Genomic DNA, 16,822 nt, shown 5'->3' with positions numbered 1-16,822 from the left:
ACGCTCTGGAACAGTCCGCTGCTGGCCGCCAGACAGCCCTGTCTTGCGATGTCACCGCGCGTACGGCTTGGACGCTGTCAGAGGGTGTCGGGGCACAGGTGATGCTGCGCGGCATTGATCAGCATGCGGCCCTTGTCGGCATCGTTCGGGTTCACCTGGGCCAGCGTCTGTTCGGGCTTCTCGCCCAGACGCAGTCGGTTGCAGGCCATCCAACCGTTGGCCACCACCACGCCGTCGGGCAACTGCTGGTCTCCCAGCGTCAGGCCCGGAAACCCATTGGACCGCAGTTCGTTGAGGAATCCCTCGTCGTCTGCGCTCGCGATGGGTGCGCCGATCAAGCCCACGGCGAACCCTGCTGCGATGGTGGCGAATAGCAGGTGCTTTTTCACGGCGCTCTCCTTGCTCTTCTTGCCCTCGCAACCCCCGCGGGCTGCCGAAAGAGAAGCGTAATGGCGCAACTGGCCGGTGGGCGCCAGAACCGAGCGATCCGCGCTCAACCCAGCGAAGCGACCGTTGCTGCACGTAACGGTCGTGCCGCCGGGGGTGGAGTGAGCGAACAGCCCCCGGCTAACCGGGGGCTGCTCAGGGTGCCCACGGGCCGCGGATGTGACGCCGCGGCCGGTCGGGAAGTAATCAGCCGCTGGGGCGCAGGTTGCAGCGCAACGCGGCGTGCCGCTCGGCTTCGGACATGCCGCCCCAGATGCCATAGGGCTCACCTACGGCGAGTGCGTGCGTCCGGCACTGCTCCAGCACCGGGCAACTGCGGCACCACTTCTTGGCGTTCTGCTCGCGCTGGGCCCGGGCGCGGCCGCGCTCGCCGTCGGGCGGGAAGAACACCGATGAGTCGACCCCTCGACATGCTCCCCGGAGCTGCCAATCCCATACGTCCGCGTTGCGGCCGGGCAATTGCTCAACCTGTGGCATGGGAACCCCTCTCAAAACGCTGTTGGGGCCGGATCTTTGGGATGCGGCTTGTCGAGCGGTATCTCAGGTGGTGCGCGTAAAACAGCGCCGGCTGACTTCCGGCGCCGAAGGGACGGTAACTAAACGATCTGAAGTAAAACCAACGCGATGGTTAAGAAAGGCTGGCCTAAACGGGTGGAGTTTCCGTGAGAGTGGATGTTATTCCGCATTCTGTGGAGTGGTTATGCAAAGGCGGTACCGCGTAACGTCGCCCAGCGATGATTGACGACCCAAATGCCGTCCTAGTAGCTGCCGCGTTCGGCGATGAACCCGGCCGCTGGCCCCTGCCCGAGGCGACCAATCCCCGCCAGCGGTGGCTGCGTGCCGTCGCGGCTGGGGGACAGGGACGCTACGCCAGCGCCGCCGCCGATCTGGCGGCGTTGGTGCGCGAGGTGCCGGCCGGACCGCTGGCCTCCCTGGCATACAGCACCCGGGGCTCGTTCTTGCGCCAACTCGGCGGGCACGATTTGGCCCGCGGCTTCGACGGCCGGGCGCTGGCGCTGGCCCTCAATGAGCGTGAAGTCGACCTTGAGGCCCGTGCCGATGCGCTGGTCGGACTGGCCGCCGACGCGCTGGGGATCGGGCGTTTCGCGGCATCGGCGGCACTGCTGGCCCGAGCCGAACCGGAGCCGGCCACCGCACCGCCGCGCCTGGTGGTCCGCCGGCATTGGGTGACCGCAGAATTGGCGATGGTCACCGGCGACGGAGCCGCCGCGGTGCGTCATGCCGAGCAGGCATGCGAGCTCGTGAGCGACGCTATGGTGCGACACCGGGTGAAAAGTCAGGTGGTGCTGGCCGGTGCGCTGTGCTGTGCGGGGAACCTCGATCGAGCGGGCGCAGTGGCCGAAGCCGCACTGCAGGACACCGGCCGGCTGGGGCTGATTCCGCTGCAATGGGCGCTGGCGTGCATGTTGGCCGATTTGAACGGCGCAGCCAGCACTACCTATACGGCTGAAGAATTACGCGGTCTGCGTGATGAGGCCGCACAGCTGGTGGTCCACCGCGGCGGAACCTGGCAGCGCCCCTGATCAGCGGTAGCCGTCGGCTTCCGAGGTCGCCCCGTTGAGCGACGCATCGGCGTAACCGCGGCAGTAATCCCACGTCACGTAACTGTCCGGTTCCGGGTCGTAGGCCGGCTCGTGCGGCCGGACGGTGCCGTCGATGAGCAGCTGCAGCAGGTTGGCGCGCAACATGTCCCAGTCGTGGTAATGGTCCTGCTGGCAGTCGTCGCAGCACACCACCAGGCCGCGAATTCCCCTGTGCGCCAGTAACGCTTCGTAGACCGCCAGATCGGCGAGGTCAGCCTCGACTGCGGTCCGTTCCTGCGGGTCCAGCGGCTGGCCCGGTTCGACGGCGTCCAGTGCGGCAGACGGGTCATGCGGATCGTCGGCGAACGGGTCGGGCGGCAAACCGGGTGGCAGGTGGTCACGCACGCCCATCAGGGTACGCAGTCGCCATGACAGAACGCCAGCGGTGGGTCCAGCGGCCCGCCCGAAGGTCAAGGGTGGTGGCGGGCGAAAGCGGCTGTGCGCCGCGATTAGGATGGACTTTTCACCCCGGCTTTGTAGTGGAGGCTCCCAGATGGCCGTTGGTTGTCCAAAACAGAGGTCAGCGCTCCGATGATTGATGCCATGGGCCCGCAAGACGATGCGGTATACGCCGGTGGCGCGCTCGACGGACAGTCGCCCAAGATCGCGATGTTGGGGCTGACCTTCGATGACGTCCTGCTGCTTCCGGCAGCATCCGACGTGGTGCCGGCCACCGCCGACACCGCGAGTCGGCTCACGCGCAACATCGCGCTCAAGGTGCCGCTGGTCAGCTCCGCGATGGACACGGTCACCGAAGCCCGGATGGCGATCGCGATGGCCCGCGCTGGCGGCATGGGCGTGCTGCACCGCAATCTGCCCGTCACCGAGCAGGCCGGCCAGGTCGAGACCGTCAAGCGGTCCGAAGCCGGGATGGTCACCGACCCGGTCACCTGTACGCCGGAGAACACCCTGGCCGAGGTGGACGCGCTGTGCGCTCGCTTCCGGATCTCCGGGTTGCCGGTAGTGGACTCCCTGGGCCAACTTGTTGGCATCATCACCAACCGGGACATGCGCTTCGAGGTCGACCAGAACAAGCCGGTCGCCGAGGTGATGACCAAGACGCCGCTGATCACCGCGCAGGAGGGCGTCTCCGCCGACGCTGCACTGGGCCTGCTGCGCCGCCACAAGATCGAGAAACTGCCGATCGTCGACGGCCACGGCAAGCTGACCGGGCTGATCACCGTCAAGGACTTCGTCAAGACCGAGCAGCACCCGCTGGCCACCAAGGACAGCGACGGCCGGCTGCTGGTCGGCGCCGCGGTGGGTGTTGGCGACGACGCCTGGATCCGGGCGATGACGCTGGTGGACGCCGGGGTGGATGTGCTGATCGTGGACACCGCGCATGCTCACAACCGCGGGGTGCTGGACATGGTGGGCAAGCTCAAAGCCGAAGTGGGGGAGCGGGTCGATGTGGTCGGCGGCAACGTGGCCACCCGAAGCGGCGCCGCGGCACTGGTCGAGGCCGGCGCCGACGCGGTGAAGGTCGGGGTGGGCCCCGGCTCGATCTGCACCACCCGGGTGGTCGCCGGGGTGGGCGCTCCGCAGATCACCGCCATCATGGAGGCCGTCGCCGTGTGTGCCCCGGCCGGTGTGCCGGTGATCGCCGACGGTGGACTGCAGTACTCCGGAGACATCGCCAAGGCGCTGGCCGCCGGCGCCTCGACGACGATGCTGGGTTCACTGTTGGCCGGCACCGCCGAGTCGCCCGGTGAGCTGATCTTCGTCAACGGCAAGCAGTTCAAGAGCTACCGCGGGATGGGATCGCTGGGCGCCATGCAAGGCCGCGGCGGAGCCAAGTCCTACTCCAAGGACCGCTACTTCCAGGACGACGCGCTCTCCGAGGACAAGCTGGTACCCGAGGGCATCGAGGGCCGGGTGCCGTTCCGGGGCCCGTTGAGCACGGTCATCCACCAGCTCACCGGCGGGCTGCGGGCGGCGATGGGCTACACCGGATCGGCCACCATCGAGCAGCTGCAGCAGGCACAGTTCGTGCGCATCACCGCGGCGGGTCTGAAGGAAAGCCACCCGCACGACATCACCATGACTGTCGAAGCCCCCAACTACTACGTCCGCTGAGCAGGCGTTCGTCCCCGCGTCTGCGCGCAGACAAGCAGAGCAACAGAAACGAGGCTGACCCGTCATGCGTGACATGGTTGAGATCGGCATGGGCCGCACCGCCCGTCGCACCTATGAGCTCGACGACATCAACATCGTGCCGTCCCGGCGTACGCGTTCCTCCAAGGACGTGTCCACCGCCTGGCAGCTGGACGCCTACCGGTTCGAGATGCCGGTGCTGGCTCATCCCACCGACGCGCTGGTCTCCCCGGAGTTCGCCATCGAACTGGGCCGGCTCGGTGGACTGGGTGTGCTCAACGGCGAAGGGCTGATCGGCCGCCACGCCGACGTCGAGTCCAAGATCGCCCAGGTGACCGAAGCGGCCGCCAAAGAACCCGAGCCCTCGGCGGCGATCCGGCTGCTGCAGCAGTTGCACGCCGCCCCGCTGAACCCCGAGCTGCTCGGCGCCGCGGTGGCACGCATCAGCGAGGCCGGCGTGACCACCGCGGTGCGGGTCAGCCCGCAGAACGCCGCGGCACTGACCCCGGCGCTGGTGGCCGCCGGCGTCGACCTGCTGGTCATCCAGGGCACCATCATCTCCGCGGAACGGGTCGCCGTGGACCGCGATGGTGCGGGCGAACCGCTCAACTTGAAGACCTTCATCTCCGAGCTGGACATCCCGGTGGTGGCCGGCGGAGTGATCGACCACCGCACCGCGCTGCACCTGATGCGGACCGGCGCGGCCGGGGTGATCGTGGGCTACGGCTCCACTTCCGGGGTGACCACCTCCGACGAGGTTCTGGGCATCTCGGTGCCGATGGCCACCGCGATCGCCGACGCGGCCGCTGCGCGCCGTGAATACCTCGACGAGACCGGCGGGCGCTACGTGCACGTGCTGGCCGACGGCGACATCCATACGTCCGGCGACCTGGCCAAGGCGATCGCTTGCGGCGCCGACGCGGTGGTGCTGGGCACGCCGCTGGCGGGCGCAGCCGAGGCGCAGGGCGACGGCTGGTACTGGCCCTCGGCAGCCGCCCACCCCTCCCTGCCGCGCGGCGCGCTGATGCAGGTCGCCTACGGGGAGCGCCCCAGCCTGGCGCAGGTGCTCGAGGGCCCCTCCGACGACCCGTTCGGCTCGTTGAACCTGGTCGGCGGGCTGCGTCGCTCGATGGCCAAGGCCGGCTACTGCGACCTCAAGGAATTCCAGAAGGTCGGCCTGACCGTCGGTTCCTGAATCCAGGAGGTAAGGGCAGCCTATCTAGCAAGTTACCGGTGAGTACGGTCATACTTGCTGGCTATGGAGCCTGACTACGACGTCCTGATCATCGGCTCGGGTTTCGGTGGCAGCGTGAGCGCGCTGCGGCTGACCGAGAAGGGCTATCGGGTCGGCGTACTGGAAGCCGGACGCCGATACGCCGACGCGGATTTCGCCAAGAACTCCTGGCATCTGCGGGAGTTTCTGTGGGCGCCGAAGCTGGGGTGCTACGGCATTCAGCGCATCCACCTGCTCAACAACGTCATGGTGCTGGCCGGCGCCGGCGTCGGTGGCGGGTCGTTGAACTACGCCAACACCCTCTATGTCCCGCCGGAGCCGTTCTTCGCCGACAAGCAGTGGGCGCACATCACCGACTGGCGTGCCGAGTTGATGCCGCACTACGACCAGGCCAAGCGGATGCTCGGCGTGGTCCAGAACCCGACCTTCACCGACGCCGACCGCATCGTCAAGCAGGTCGCCGATGAGATGGGGGTCGGCGAGACGTTCGTAGCCACCCCGGTCGGGGTGTTCTTCGGCCCGGACGGCGCCAACGGTGCCAAGGAACCGGGCAAGACCGTGGCCGATCCGTTCTTCGGCGGTGCGGGCCCGCAGCGCACCGGTTGCATCGAGTGCGGAGAATGTATGACGGGCTGCCGCTGGGGTGCCAAGAACACCTTGGTCAAGAACTACCTGTATCTGGCGGAATCGGCTGGCGCACAGGTGCATCCGATGACGACGGTGACAGCCTTCGAGCAGGGTGCCGACGGACTGTGGCAGGTGACAACGGTGCGAACCGGTCTGCGCGCGCGCCGGCACCGCAAGACCTTCACTGCCCGGCACCTGATCCTGGCCGCCGGCACTTACAACACCCAGCGGCTGTTGTTCAAGATGCGCGATAAGGGCAAGCTGCCCCAGCTGTCCGACAAGCTGGGCGTGCTGACCCGCACCAACTCCGAATCCATCGTGGGTGCGGCCACATTGAGCGTCAACCCGGATCTGGACCTGACCCACGGCGTGGCGATCACCTCTTCGATTCACCCCACCGCCGACACCCACGTCGAACCGGTCCGCTACGGCAAGGGCTCCAACGCCATGGGGTTGTTGCAGACCCTGATGACCGACGGCTCCGGGCCGGGCGGGACGGATGTGCCGCGTTGGAAGCAACTGCTGAACCAGGGCCGCGAAGACCCCCGCAACATCCTGCGGCTGCTGAACCCCAAGGACTGGAGCGAGCGCACCGTGATCGCCCTGGTGATGCAGCACCTGGACAACTCGATCACCACCTTCACCAAACGCGGCAAACTGGGCATCCGTCGCTACACCAGCAAGCAGGGCCACGGCGAGCCGAACCCCAGCTGGATCCCGGTCGGCAACGAGGTCACCCGCCGCATCGCCGCCAAGATCGACGGCGTGGCCGGTGGCACCTGGGGCGAGCTGTTCAACATCCCGCTCACCGCGCACTTCTTGGGCGGGGCGGCGATCGGGGACAGCCCCGAGCACGGCGTCATCGACCCCTACCAGCGGGTGTACGGCTACCCGACCCTGGCGGTGATGGACGGCGCGGCGGTGTCGGCCAACCTCGGTGTCAACCCGTCGCTGTCGATCACCGCGCAGGCCGAGCGGGCCGCGTCGCTGTGGCCCAACAAGGGCGAGGCCGATCTGCGGCCCACCCAGGGCGAGGCCTACCGGCGACTGGACCCGATCGCGCCGAAGAACCCGGCGGTGCCGGACAGCGCTTTCGGTGCACTGCGCTGGCCCGGGTGATTTCGGCGCGATAATTCCCGCTGAGCGGGCGCAACCGCGCCGAAATCGCACGGGTTCACCGCGCTACCTCCCGGCGGTGCTTCGGCTCGCGCCCGGGCGGCTGGGGCGGGGCGGGCAGCAGCGGTTCACGCCGACGGGCGGGCAGCGTGGTCGGGGACTGCGTGCTCAGTTCGACCTCCTCGCCGGCATGGTTGATCGTCAGCAGACCGTCGGGGCCATCGCGCAGGGTGTAGGTGACCTTGCTGTGGTTGGCGTCGACCGTCACCCGAAATCCCCGCCAACGCAACCCGAACCGTAGCCGTGAGATCCCGTCCGGCAGTGCGGGATCCAGCGACAGCACGCCGGCGTCGTCACGCAGGCCGCCGAACCCGGCCACCAAGGCGAGCCAGGTACCGGCCAGCGACGCCAAATGCAGGCCGTCGCGGGTGTTGTCGTGCAGATCGCGCAGGTCAACGAACGCCGTCTCGTAGGTGTAGTCGTGGGCCAACTCCAAATGCCCCACCTCGGCGCACATCACCGCCTGGGTGCACGCCGACAGTGACGAGTCGCGCACCGTGCGCCGCTCGTAGTAGTCGACGTTGCGGGCCTTCTGCTCGTCGGTGAATGCGTGGCTGCGCCACTGCATGGCCAGCAGCAGGTCGGCCTGCTTGACCACCTGGGCCGGATACAGCCGCACATAGGGTTCATTGAGCAGCAGCGGGTAGGTGTTGCGGGTGTCGAAGTCCCATTCCGCGGCCATGGTGAAACCGTCGCACTGCGGATGCACCCCGAGTTCCTCGTCATAGGGAATGTGCGCCGCGTCGGCCGCGTCCCGCCAGCCGGCCATCTCCTCGGTGGTGACCCCCAGTTCGTGGGCGGCGTCGGGGTGGCGGGCGCACGCCTGCGCGGCAGTGCGCAGATTGTGAGCGGCCATCAGGTTGGTGAACACGTTGTCGCGGACGATCGCGGTGTATTCGTCGGGGCCGGTGACCCCGTACAGGTGCCACACCCCGTGCCGATCGTGGTGCCCCAGCGAGCGCCAGAGTCGCGCGGTCTCGATCAGCACCGCCAGCCCGCACTCCTGCTCCACCGTGTTGTCGCCGGTGACCACCCGGTACTGCTCGAACGCCGCCGCGATATCGGCGTTGATGTGCCAGGCGGCGGTGCCCGCCGGCCAGTACCCGGAGCACTCCTGGCCACGGATCGTCCGCCACGGGAAAGCCGCGCCGGACAGTCCCAGCTCGGTGGCTCGCTCGCGCGCGAGATCGAGTGTGGTCGCTCGCCAGCGCAGCGCGTCGGCTGCCGCGTGTGGAGCGGTGTAGATCAGCACTGGCAGGATGAAACTCTCGCTGTCCCAGAAAGTATGGCCGTCATAACCGGTGCCGGTCAGGCCCTTGCTGGGGATGGCACGCCGTTCGGCGCGGGCACTGGCCTGCAGCAGGTGGAACAGCGCGAAGCGGATAGCCTGCTGGCAGTCCGGGTCGCCGTGGACCTCGACGTCGGCGCCGTCCCAGAACTCGTCGAGGTAGGCGCGTTGGGCGTCGACCAGCCCCTGCCAGCCGCTGTAGCGGGCACCGGTCAGCGCCGCGATGGCCTGATCGCGCAGCGCGGGCCGGGACCGCTCACTGGACCAGCCGTAGGCCAGGTATTTGACGATGCGCAGTTTCTGCCCCGGGCGCAGGCCGCACACCACGGTGGTCGCCGCCACGTCGGAGATCGTCATCGTGGACACCTGGACCCGGCCGGGTACCTCGACCTCGTGATCCATGGCCGCGGCCATCATCAGTTCGCTGGCCCGGGTGCGATGCACCAGCACCGCGCCGGTGTTGGTGTTCTCGCATTCGACGGCCTCCAGCGGGTTCTCCAGGATCGCCGCAACTCGTGGGTCGGTGGAGGTCGGTGGCTGGTCCTCATTGGCGACCAGCTCGGATTGCACTGTCACACGGACGAATTCGTCGATCGCCTCGACGACGTATTCGATGGCCGCGACGCCGCGCTGCGCCAGCGACACCAATCGGGTCGAATGCACCTTGACCTGCTTCTTCGCTGGGGAACGCCAGTGGATGTGGCGGGTCAGGGTGCCTGCCCGCAGGTCGAGGATGCGTTCGTGGTCGATCAGCTCGCCGTAGCGGACGTCCATCGGTTCGTCGTCGACCATCAGCCGGATGATCTTGCCGTTGGTCACGTCGACGACGGTCTGCCCGGCCTGCGGGTAGCCGAATCCGGACTCGGCGTGCGGCAGCGGCCGCACCTCGTAGAACGAGTTCAGGTAGGTGCCGGGCAGCCCGTGCGGTTCGCCCTCATCGAGGTTGCCACGTAAGCCGATGTGTCCGTTGGACAGTGCGAACAGGGACTCGGTCTGCCCAAGCAGATTCAGATCGAGGTGGGTTTCGCGGATCTGCCACGGTTCTATCGGAAAGTAATCTTGCGCGATCATCGGCCCGCTTTCACAACAGTTGATCCAGATCGGTGACTACGACATCGGCGCCGTGGCTCAGCAGGTCGTCGCGCTGGCCCACCCGGTCGACGCCCACCACGAAGCCGAACCCGCCAGCTCGACCGGCCGCCACTCCCGACAGGGCGTCTTCGAATACCGCTGCCGCGGTGGGGGTGACCCCGAGCAGCTGCGCGGCCCGCAGAAACGAGTCCGGTGCGGGCTTGCCCGCGATGTGTTCGGCGCGCAGCGTCACGCCGTCGACTCGCTGCGCAATGAACTTCTCCAGACCGGTGAGCGCCAGCACGTCACCGGCGTTGGCGCTGGCTGATACCACGGCGGTGGCCAGGCCGGCAGCGGTGACCGCCGCCAGGTAGCGCCGGGACCCCTCGAACACCTCCACGCCGTCGGCCTGCAGCGTCACCCGGAACGCCTCGTTTTTGCGGTTGCCCAGACCGTGCACGGTTTCGGCGTCGGGCGGGTCGTCGTCGGCGCCATCGGGCAGCGTGATGCCGCGGCTGACCAGAAACGCGCGCACCCCGTCGTCGCGTTTGCGGCCGTCGACGAAGCGCCGGTAATCACCTTGCGCGTCGAACGGCACGAACGGCTCGCCGGTGCGTTCGGCACGCGCCGACAGGTAGGCGTCGAACATGGATTTCCAGGCGCGGGTGTGCACGCTGGCGGTGTCGGTGAGCACTCCATCGAGGTCGAACAGGCAGGCACGCACCGTTTCGGGCAGACCCAGCACATGTTCTCCCTCCGGCGATCCGGCGTGCCTACACTTCACCATGCCCGCCGTTGGTCCGGCTGACTTTCGCCGCCACTAGACTCTTTGCGTGTCATCACCATCGTCTCGCCCCGTCTTGGTCATCGACTTCGGCGCGCAGTACGCCCAATTGATCGCCCGCCGGGTTCGGGAGGCGAGGGTGTTCTCCGAAGTCATCCCGCACACCGCGACCGTCGAAGAGATCGCCGCGCGCGATCCGCTGGCGATCGTGCTGTCCGGCGGGCCGTCCAGCGTCTACGCCGAGGGCGCCCCGCAGCTCGATCCGGCACTGTTTGACCTCGACCTTCCGGTGTTCGGCATCTGCTACGGCTTCCAAGCCATGGCGGCCGCGCTCGGCGGCACCGTCGAGCACACCGGGACCAGTGAGTACGGCCGCACCGAACTGACGGTGACCGGCGGGGAGCTGCACTCGGGCCTGCCGGGCACTCAGCCGGTGTGGATGAGCCACGGTGACGCGGTGACCGTAGCGCCGGACGGGTTCACCGTGGTGGCCGGCACCGCGGGCGCCCCGGTGGCCGCATTCGAGAACCGCGCCCGCCGGCTGGCCGGGGTGCAGTACCACCCCGAGGTGCTGCACACGCCCTACGGGCAGCGGGTGCTCAGCCGGTTCCTGCACGAGTTCGCCGGCATCGACGCGGCCTGGACGCCCGCCAACATCGCCGATGCGCTGATCGAGCAGGTGCGTGAACAGATCGGCGACGGCCACGCCATCTGCGGACTGTCCGGCGGGGTGGACTCCGCAGTGGCCGCGGCACTGGTGCAGCGTGCCATCGGTGACCGCCTGACATGTGTGTTCGTCGACCATGGGCTGTTGCGCGCCGGGGAGCGCGAGCAGGTGCAGAACGACTTCGTCTCCGCTACCGGCGCCAAGCTGGTCACCGTGGACGCCGAAGCGGTGTTCCTCGACGCGTTGTCCGGGGTGTCCGATCCCGAGGGCAAGCGAAAGATCATCGGGCGCCAGTTCATCCGGGCGTTCGAGGGTGCGGTGCGAGACACCTTGGGAGACCACGCTTCTGAAGGGGGAGTCGAATTCCTGGTGCAGGGCACGCTGTATCCGGACGTGGTGGAATCCGGCGGGGGGACCGGCACCGCGAACATCAAGAGCCACCACAACGTCGGCGGGCTGCCCGACGACCTGAAGTTCAGTCTCGTCGAGCCGCTGCGGCTGCTGTTCAAGGATGAGGTGCGTGCGGTCGGGCGCGAGCTGGGACTGCCGGAGGAGATCGTTGCCCGCCAACCGTTCCCGGGTCCCGGGCTGGGCATCCGGATCGTCGGCGAGGTCACCGGTCCGCGGCTGGCGACGCTGCGGGCGGCCGACGCGATAGCCCGCGAGGAGTTGACCGCCGCCGGTCTGGACCACCAGATCTGGCAGTGCCCGGTGGTACTGCTGGCCGATGTCCGTTCGGTGGGCGTGCAGGGCGACGGCCGCACCTACGGCCATCCGATTGTGCTGCGGCCGGTGTCCAGCGAGGACGCCATGACCGCCGACTGGACTCGGGTGCCCTACGAGGTGCTGGAGCGGATCTCAACCCGTATAACCAATGAGGTTCCCGAGGTCAACCGCGTAGTGTTGGACGTCACCAGCAAACCCCCCGGCACTATTGAGTGGGAGTAGCCACGATGATTGCTGCGCTTTCGGCTGCCGACGTTGTGCGTCGCGAATTCTGGGCGCAGCTATGCCCAGAAATGTCGATAGAAGCCGGGGGCGCCCGCCCGTCCGCTGCGGTCGGTGAGCTCGACACCCAGCTGGCCAACCTGAAGCGCGAGGGCTACGTCCAGGTTCCCGACGCCCTGCCGGAAGCGGCCATCGCGCCCATTCGCGCGGGCGTGTCGACGCTGTTCCAACAAGGCATCCCACTGGCTTTCGCCTTCGTCTATGACGAGCTGTGGCTGGCTTTCCAGGGGCTTTCAGATTTCCTGTCCAGCGTGATGGGCGAGGGATACCAGGCATTGCCCGACTTCTGGGTCTGGCACGTCAACCCCAGCGACAACGCGGTGGGTTGGGGCCCGCACCGCGACCGGGTGATCGGGACTCTCGATGCCGACAACTCGCCGCGGACGCTGACGGTGTGGCTCCCGTTCACCGATGCCACCCCGCTGAATGGATGCATGTACGTGCTGCCCGCCCATCTCGACGATCGTTTCGTCCAGCGTCGATGGGACGGGCCGGACAACACCGTGGTCCGCAATGTGCAGGACGTTCGGGCGCTACCGGCCACGGCCGGCACCATGTTCGCCTGGAACCAGGCAGTGCTGCACTGGGGCGGGCGCGGCAGCCGTCTCGGGGCCGCGCCGCGGATCAGCGCGGCTTTTGAGTTTCAGCGTTCCGACTGCGCGCCGTTCAACACACCGTTGCTGGATCCGGGCCGCATGCCGACGTTCACCGAGCGGCTCGGGCTGATCGGCAAACAGGTTCTGCAATATCGCCACATGTATCCGCTGGCCAGTGATGTCGAGGCCATCGCGACCCTGCTCGCGGAGCGCTACATGCCCGAGGTGGCGGCCTCGATGGGAGTCAGTGCGGCCCTCTGATGAGTGGGGGCAACCCCCTACATCGGCATTGCGCGCAGTGCCGCGGGAAGACTCGGCAGAAAATGCGCGGTCGCGAATGTGCGGATGTCCTCGGCGGATTCCAGCGGTTCGCGCGACGGCAATAACAGTGCCATCGCGGCGTAGCGCAGGATGATGTCGGCCAATTCGGTGACCACCGCCGCGCCGATGCGTTCGGCGAATCCGGCCGGGAAGATCACCTGCAGCGCTTCGGACATCCGGTCCATGATCGCGTCGTAGTGCCGTTGGCCCAGTTCCAGCGCCAGCGCCGGCTCGTCGGTGATCATCCGGTTGAGCACCCGATGTCGGCGAAACTGCATGATCGCCGAGGTGAACGCCTCGACATAGTAATTCGACTGGGGGCCAGAGTTTTTCAGCTCGGCGGCGATGTCGTCGTAGAGCGCGGCGTTCTCCCGGTCGATGACCGCGGCGACCAGCTCATCGCGGCCGGCGAACCGGCGGTAGATGGTGGTGCGGCTGACTCGCGCGCGGCGGGCGACGTCGTCGAGTGCGACCCGTCGGAAGCCGTGCTGCTCGAACTCGGCGACCGCGGCATCGAGGATGGCGGTGGTCGCCGGGTCAGCCCCGGGTGTAGCCGGCATAGGCGAATTGGTTGTAGCGCAGTCGCATCGGCAAATGATCCCATGCCCAGTTGACCGGCCGCGACCGGCAGACCGCGGCGAACCGCTGATAGCGTCGCTCGTGGCGATCACTCCACGGCAGGCCCAGTTGGGCACGGGTGCTCGGCGGCATACCGCCGGTGGTGAGAAACGCCGCGAGCGGATTGAAGACCACCGAGATCGCCCGCCACAGCGTCGGCGGCACTCCCTTGGGGCAGGGGAAACCCTTGGTGACATAGCCGACGCCGTACTTGGCGGTCGGGTGGTCGACGAGAACCTTGTCCAGCATCTGATTCCAGTAGCGCTCGAACGCGGCGTAGTCGGCCGGCATCGCCCGGTCGCTGACACCGTAGCGGCGATACCAGGTCTTCGATTCGAGGTAGATCCGTTCCTTCTCTGCGGGGGTCAGCCGCTTGACGAAGGTGTCGGCGAAGTACAGCACCTGCTCGACGAAGGTGGCGTGCGCCCAGAAGTAGGTCTCGGGATCCAGGGCGTGATACCGGCTCCCGTCGGGCATCGTCCCCTTGATGTTGTGGTGGAAGTCGCGCACCTGCTGGCCGGTGTTGTCCGAGTCGTCGCCGTAGACGGTCATGAAGATCGGCGGCAGCGAGCGTTTGATGCGGGCGGCGGTGTCGGTGAAGAACACCGAGTGGTCAAGCACGCCCTGGCCGAGCTCGGCGAGCATGTTCTGCAGCACCGCGGGCCGCGGCCCGATCAAGAACATCCGGTTGTCGCCGAAGTAGCGCCACACCAAGGACTGCGGTCCCAACGGCAGCGCATCGGTAGTCGCGTCGGACTCCACGGATTGGGTCATGCGGAACAGTGTTACATATTTTGAACTATGTACCAATCATCGGTGCTGATGGGGCGCGAGGGGCCGTTGATGCGCCGCCGCGAGATCCGGCTTGACGGTTGTCGGTGGGGAAGTGTTCACTCGGGTCAATCGAACATAGTTTCGAACATATTCGAGTGTTTTCCGGAGGCGATCATGACGGCGGCAGTGGACTTGGGGCAACGTCATAGCTCCGGAAAGAATCGCGCCGACCAGCTAGAACAGCTGCGTCGGCAGATGGCGGCGGTGTCGGGCAAGGTGGGTGTGGGCCGGCGGGGGGCTGGGCCTTCGGCGGCCCCGGCCGACCCGGTTTTCGAGGCTGTGCTGCCGGTCCCGTCGCTGCTGGCCGGGGTGTTGCCCGCCGGGCTGCCGCGCGGCACGGTGGCGGTGCTCTCGGGGGCCCGCTCGCTGATGCTGAGCATGGTGGCCACGGTGACGGCGGCCGGCGGCAACGCAGCCATCGTCGGTCAGCCCGATCTCGGTCTGCTGGCCGCCTCCGAGATGGGCGCCGACCTGAGCCGGCTCGCGGTGATCCCCGACCCCGGCAACGACCCGGTGGAGGTGGCCACGGTGCTGATGGACGGCATGGATCTGGTGGTGCTCGGACTGGGTGGTCGATCGGTGCCGCCGGCGCGCACCCGGGTGGTGCTGGCCCGCGCGCGACACCGGGGCTGCGCCCTGCTGGTCTCCGGCGGCGCCTGGCAGGGCACGGCGCTGCAGTTGGACGCTCGGGTGAGCGGCTATGAGACGGTAGGCGACAAGATGGCGGGCTGCGGCGCCATCCCCGGCTTCGGGCGGATCGGCGCGGTGCGGCTCGAGGTGCGGGCCGCCGGACGCGCGGCCGGGCGAACCAGGGCCGGGTAGCGAGCCTTCTCATGGTCGACTCTCGAGTGCTGGCGCTGTGGTGCATGGACTGGCCCGCGGTCGCCGCGGCGGCCGCGGCGGGGCTGCCGGCCACCGCGCCGATTGCGGTCACTCTGGCCAACCGGGTGGTCGCCTGTTCGGCGGGCGCCCGGGCGGCGGGGGTCCGGCGTGGGCTGCGACGCCGAGAAGCGGCGGCCCGCTGTCCAGCGCTGCATGTGGTGGCCGCCGACACCGATCGCGATGCCCGGCTGTTCGAGCCGGTCCTGGCTGCGGTCGACGAACTGATGCCGGCTGCTGAGGTGTTGCGGCCCGGGCTGCTGGTGGTGTCGGTGCGCGGTGCGGTGCGAGTCTTCGGCTCCGAGGAGCGGGCCGCTGAACGCCTCGTCGATGCAGTGGCCGCGGCCGATGTCGAATGCCAGGTCGGGATCGCCGACGGGCTCTCCACCGCGGTGCTCGCCGCACGTGCCGGGGCCGTGGTGCCGCCCGGGACAGACGCCCGATTCCTGTCGGCGCTGTCGATCCGGCAGCTGGCCGCCGAGCCCAGCCTGTCCGGTCCCGGGCGGGACGGCCTGGTTGACCTGTTGTGGCGCTTGGGAATTCGAACCATAGGGCAATTCGCTGCGCTGCCCCGGCCGGATGTCACCTCGCGGTTCGGCCCCGACGCGCTCATCGCGCACCGGTTCGCCCGCGCCGAGCCGGAACGCGGTCCGTCCGGGCGGGAGCCCACGCCGGATCTCGAGGCCGTGCTGCACTGCGATCCGCCGATCGACCGGGTCGACGCCGCGGCGTTCGCCGGTCGCTCGCTGGCCGGTGCGCTGCACCGGACGCTGATGGCCGCCGGGGTCGGCTGCACCCGGCTGGCCATTCACGCCGTCACCGACACCGGACAAGAGCTGACCCGGGTGTGGCGATGCGCCGAGCCGTTGACCGAGGATGCCACCGCGGATCGGGTGCGCTGGCAGCTGGACGGCTGGCTGAACAGCCGCGTCGGCTCCGACCGGCCCTCCGGTCCGGTGACGCTGCTGCGGCTGGAGCCGGTGGAGGTGCTCTCGGCGACCGAAGCGCTGCAGTTGCCGCTGTGGGGCGGCCTCGGGGAGGAGGACCGGTTGCGTGCCCGCCGCGCCCTGGTGCGGGTGCAGAGCCTGCTCGGTCCCGAAGCGGTACGGGTGCCGGTGCTCTCCGGCGGCCGCGGCCCCGCCGAGCGCATCACCTTGACCCCGCTGGGGGATGAGCCGGTGCCGCTAGCCGACCCGCGCCAGCCGTGGCCCGGCCGGCTTCCCGAACCCTCGCCGTCGGTACTGCTCGATGACCCGGTGGAACTGCTTGACGCCGAACGCAATCCGATCCGAGTGACGGGCCGGGGGCTCTTCTCCGCCGACCCGGCCTGGCTGGTCGCCCGGGGGCGTGACGACCGGCTGCGCTGGTGGGCCGGTCCCTGGCCGGTCGACGAACGGTGGTGGGACCCGCAGCGGGAGGGGCCGGGATCCGGGCGCACCGCCCGGGTCCAGGCGCTGCTGGAGGACTCGCCGGGAAGCGCAGCGCCCGGGCGGGCGCTGCTGCTGTGTTACCGGCTGCGACGGTGGTATCTGGAGGGGGTGTACGAGTGAACCCGGTCAATTGCCGCGCGAGGG

15 protein-coding genes are annotated in these 16,822 nt (G+C 68.5%); 8 read left to right on the top strand and 7 right to left on the bottom strand.

Going from position 1 to position 16,822, the window contains the following annotated elements; translation table 11 throughout:
• Positions 1-77: 77 nt before the first annotated feature.
• Complete coding sequence (locus MJO54_RS18385; RefSeq protein ID WP_046285245.1) at positions 78-389, bottom strand: DUF732 domain-containing protein; 312 nt, start codon at positions 387-389, stop codon at positions 78-80.
• A 244-nt stretch (positions 390-633) separates the two neighbouring features.
• Positions 634-924 (bottom strand): WhiB family transcriptional regulator, encoded by a 291-nt coding sequence (locus MJO54_RS18380; protein ID WP_046189106.1) that lies wholly within the window; start codon positions 922-924, stop codon positions 634-636.
• A 257-nt stretch (positions 925-1,181) separates the two neighbouring features.
• On the opposite strand from MJO54_RS18380, the gene MJO54_RS18375 reads away from it, so the two are divergent.
• A complete protein-coding gene (locus MJO54_RS18375) occupies positions 1,182-1,991 on the top strand; it encodes a hypothetical protein (protein ID WP_240175288.1) in 810 nt (269 codons plus the stop codon).
• Here MJO54_RS18375 and MJO54_RS18370 read toward each other — a convergent pair whose 3' ends face one another.
• Positions 1,992-2,396, bottom strand: a complete 405-nt coding sequence (locus MJO54_RS18370) for a DUF5319 domain-containing protein (protein ID WP_024440345.1) — start codon at positions 2,394-2,396, stop codon at positions 1,992-1,994.
• A 198-nt stretch (positions 2,397-2,594) separates the two neighbouring features.
• On the opposite strand from MJO54_RS18370, the gene guaB reads away from it, so the two are divergent.
• From guaB to MJO54_RS18355, 3 genes are all read left to right on the top strand, one after another.
• Positions 2,595-4,127, top strand: a complete 1,533-nt coding sequence (guaB, locus tag MJO54_RS18365; protein WP_064890237.1) for an IMP dehydrogenase — start codon at positions 2,595-2,597, stop codon at positions 4,125-4,127.
• A gap of 64 nt (positions 4,128-4,191) precedes the next feature.
• Positions 4,192-5,340 (top strand): GuaB3 family IMP dehydrogenase-related protein, encoded by a 1,149-nt coding sequence (locus tag MJO54_RS18360; RefSeq protein WP_064890235.1) that lies wholly within the window; start codon positions 4,192-4,194, stop codon positions 5,338-5,340.
• Positions 5,341-5,403: 63 nt separating this feature from the next.
• Positions 5,404-7,125: a GMC oxidoreductase gene (locus MJO54_RS18355; RefSeq protein ID WP_065152949.1), complete on the top strand. Its 1,722-nt coding sequence runs from the start codon at positions 5,404-5,406 to the stop codon at positions 7,123-7,125.
• A 55-nt stretch (positions 7,126-7,180) separates the two neighbouring features.
• On the opposite strand, the gene MJO54_RS18350 is transcribed toward MJO54_RS18355, so the two are convergent.
• Both MJO54_RS18350 and MJO54_RS18345 read right to left on the bottom strand, forming a co-directional pair.
• A complete protein-coding gene (locus MJO54_RS18350) occupies positions 7,181-9,541 on the bottom strand; it encodes a glycoside hydrolase family 65 protein (protein WP_240175287.1) in 2,361 nt (786 codons plus the stop codon).
• A gap of 10 nt (positions 9,542-9,551) precedes the next feature.
• Entirely contained in the window at positions 9,552-10,328 is a 777-nt protein-coding gene (locus MJO54_RS18345; RefSeq protein WP_240175286.1) for a beta-phosphoglucomutase family hydrolase, read from the bottom strand.
• Between the two features lie 46 nt (positions 10,329-10,374).
• Between MJO54_RS18345 and guaA the strand changes: the two genes are divergently transcribed.
• Positions 10,375-11,940: a glutamine-hydrolyzing GMP synthase gene (gene guaA / locus MJO54_RS18340; RefSeq protein WP_240175285.1), complete on the top strand. Its 1,566-nt coding sequence runs from the start codon at positions 10,375-10,377 to the stop codon at positions 11,938-11,940.
• A 5-nt stretch (positions 11,941-11,945) separates the two neighbouring features.
• Positions 11,946-12,857 carry a phytanoyl-CoA dioxygenase family protein gene (locus MJO54_RS18335; protein ID WP_240175284.1) on the top strand — a complete coding sequence of 304 codons (912 nt, stop codon included), beginning with the start codon at positions 11,946-11,948 and terminating at the stop codon, positions 12,855-12,857.
• Positions 12,858-12,874: 17 nt separating this feature from the next.
• Here MJO54_RS18335 and MJO54_RS18330 read toward each other — a convergent pair whose 3' ends face one another.
• Complete coding sequence (locus tag MJO54_RS18330; protein WP_240175283.1) at positions 12,875-13,477, bottom strand: TetR/AcrR family transcriptional regulator; 603 nt, start codon at positions 13,475-13,477, stop codon at positions 12,875-12,877.
• A complete protein-coding gene (locus tag MJO54_RS18325; protein WP_240175282.1) occupies positions 13,455-14,309 on the bottom strand; it encodes an oxygenase MpaB family protein in 855 nt (284 codons plus the stop codon). Before MJO54_RS18325 ends, MJO54_RS18330 begins: the two co-directional genes overlap by 23 nt.
• Before the next feature lie 174 nt (positions 14,310-14,483).
• Here MJO54_RS18325 and imuA' point away from each other — a divergent pair, with 174 nt between their 5' ends.
• Positions 14,484-15,191 (top strand): DnaE2-dependent mutagenesis accessory factor ImuA', encoded by a 708-nt coding sequence (gene imuA' / locus MJO54_RS18320; protein ID WP_065152945.1) that lies wholly within the window; start codon positions 14,484-14,486, stop codon positions 15,189-15,191.
• Positions 15,192-15,202: 11 nt separating this feature from the next.
• Complete coding sequence (locus MJO54_RS18315; RefSeq protein WP_065152944.1) at positions 15,203-16,798, top strand: DNA polymerase Y family protein; 1,596 nt, start codon at positions 15,203-15,205, stop codon at positions 16,796-16,798.
• The last annotated feature ends 24 nt before the right edge of the window (positions 16,799-16,822 follow it).

This window comes from Mycolicibacter virginiensis (assembly GCF_022374935.2).
GTDB lineage: Bacteria > Actinomycetota > Actinomycetes > Mycobacteriales > Mycobacteriaceae > Mycobacterium > Mycobacterium virginiense.
The sequence above is the reverse complement of the archived record's forward strand: the minus strand, read 5'-3'. Positions and strand labels throughout refer to the sequence as shown.

Bases quoted from the DNA above. Each gene is read 5' to 3' on its own strand.
- MJO54_RS18360 (WP_064890235.1), top strand. From the start codon at position 4,192: ATGCGTGACATGGTTGAGATCGGCATGGGCCGCACCGCCCGTCGCACC.
- MJO54_RS18325 (WP_240175282.1), bottom strand. From the start codon at position 14,309: ATGACCCAATCCGTGGAGTCCGACGCGACTACCGATGCGCTGCCGTTG.
- MJO54_RS18355 (WP_065152949.1), top strand. From the start codon at position 5,404: ATGGAGCCTGACTACGACGTCCTGATCATCGGCTCGGGTTTCGGTGGC.
- MJO54_RS18380 (WP_046189106.1), bottom strand. From the start codon at position 924: ATGCCACAGGTTGAGCAATTGCCCGGCCGCAACGCGGACGTATGGGAT.
- MJO54_RS18345 (WP_240175286.1), bottom strand. From the start codon at position 10,328: ATGGTGAAGTGTAGGCACGCCGGATCGCCGGAGGGAGAACATGTGCTG.
- MJO54_RS18330 (WP_240175283.1), bottom strand. From the start codon at position 13,477: ATGCCGGCTACACCCGGGGCTGACCCGGCGACCACCGCCATCCTCGAT.
- MJO54_RS18375 (WP_240175288.1), top strand. From the start codon at position 1,182: ATGATTGACGACCCAAATGCCGTCCTAGTAGCTGCCGCGTTCGGCGAT.
- guaB (WP_064890237.1), top strand. From the start codon at position 2,595: ATGGGCCCGCAAGACGATGCGGTATACGCCGGTGGCGCGCTCGACGGA.
- MJO54_RS18350 (WP_240175287.1), bottom strand. From the start codon at position 9,541: ATGATCGCGCAAGATTACTTTCCGATAGAACCGTGGCAGATCCGCGAA.
- imuA' (WP_065152945.1), top strand. From the start codon at position 14,484: ATGACGGCGGCAGTGGACTTGGGGCAACGTCATAGCTCCGGAAAGAAT.
- MJO54_RS18315 (WP_065152944.1), top strand. From the start codon at position 15,203: ATGGTCGACTCTCGAGTGCTGGCGCTGTGGTGCATGGACTGGCCCGCG.
- MJO54_RS18335 (WP_240175284.1), top strand. From the start codon at position 11,946: ATGATTGCTGCGCTTTCGGCTGCCGACGTTGTGCGTCGCGAATTCTGG.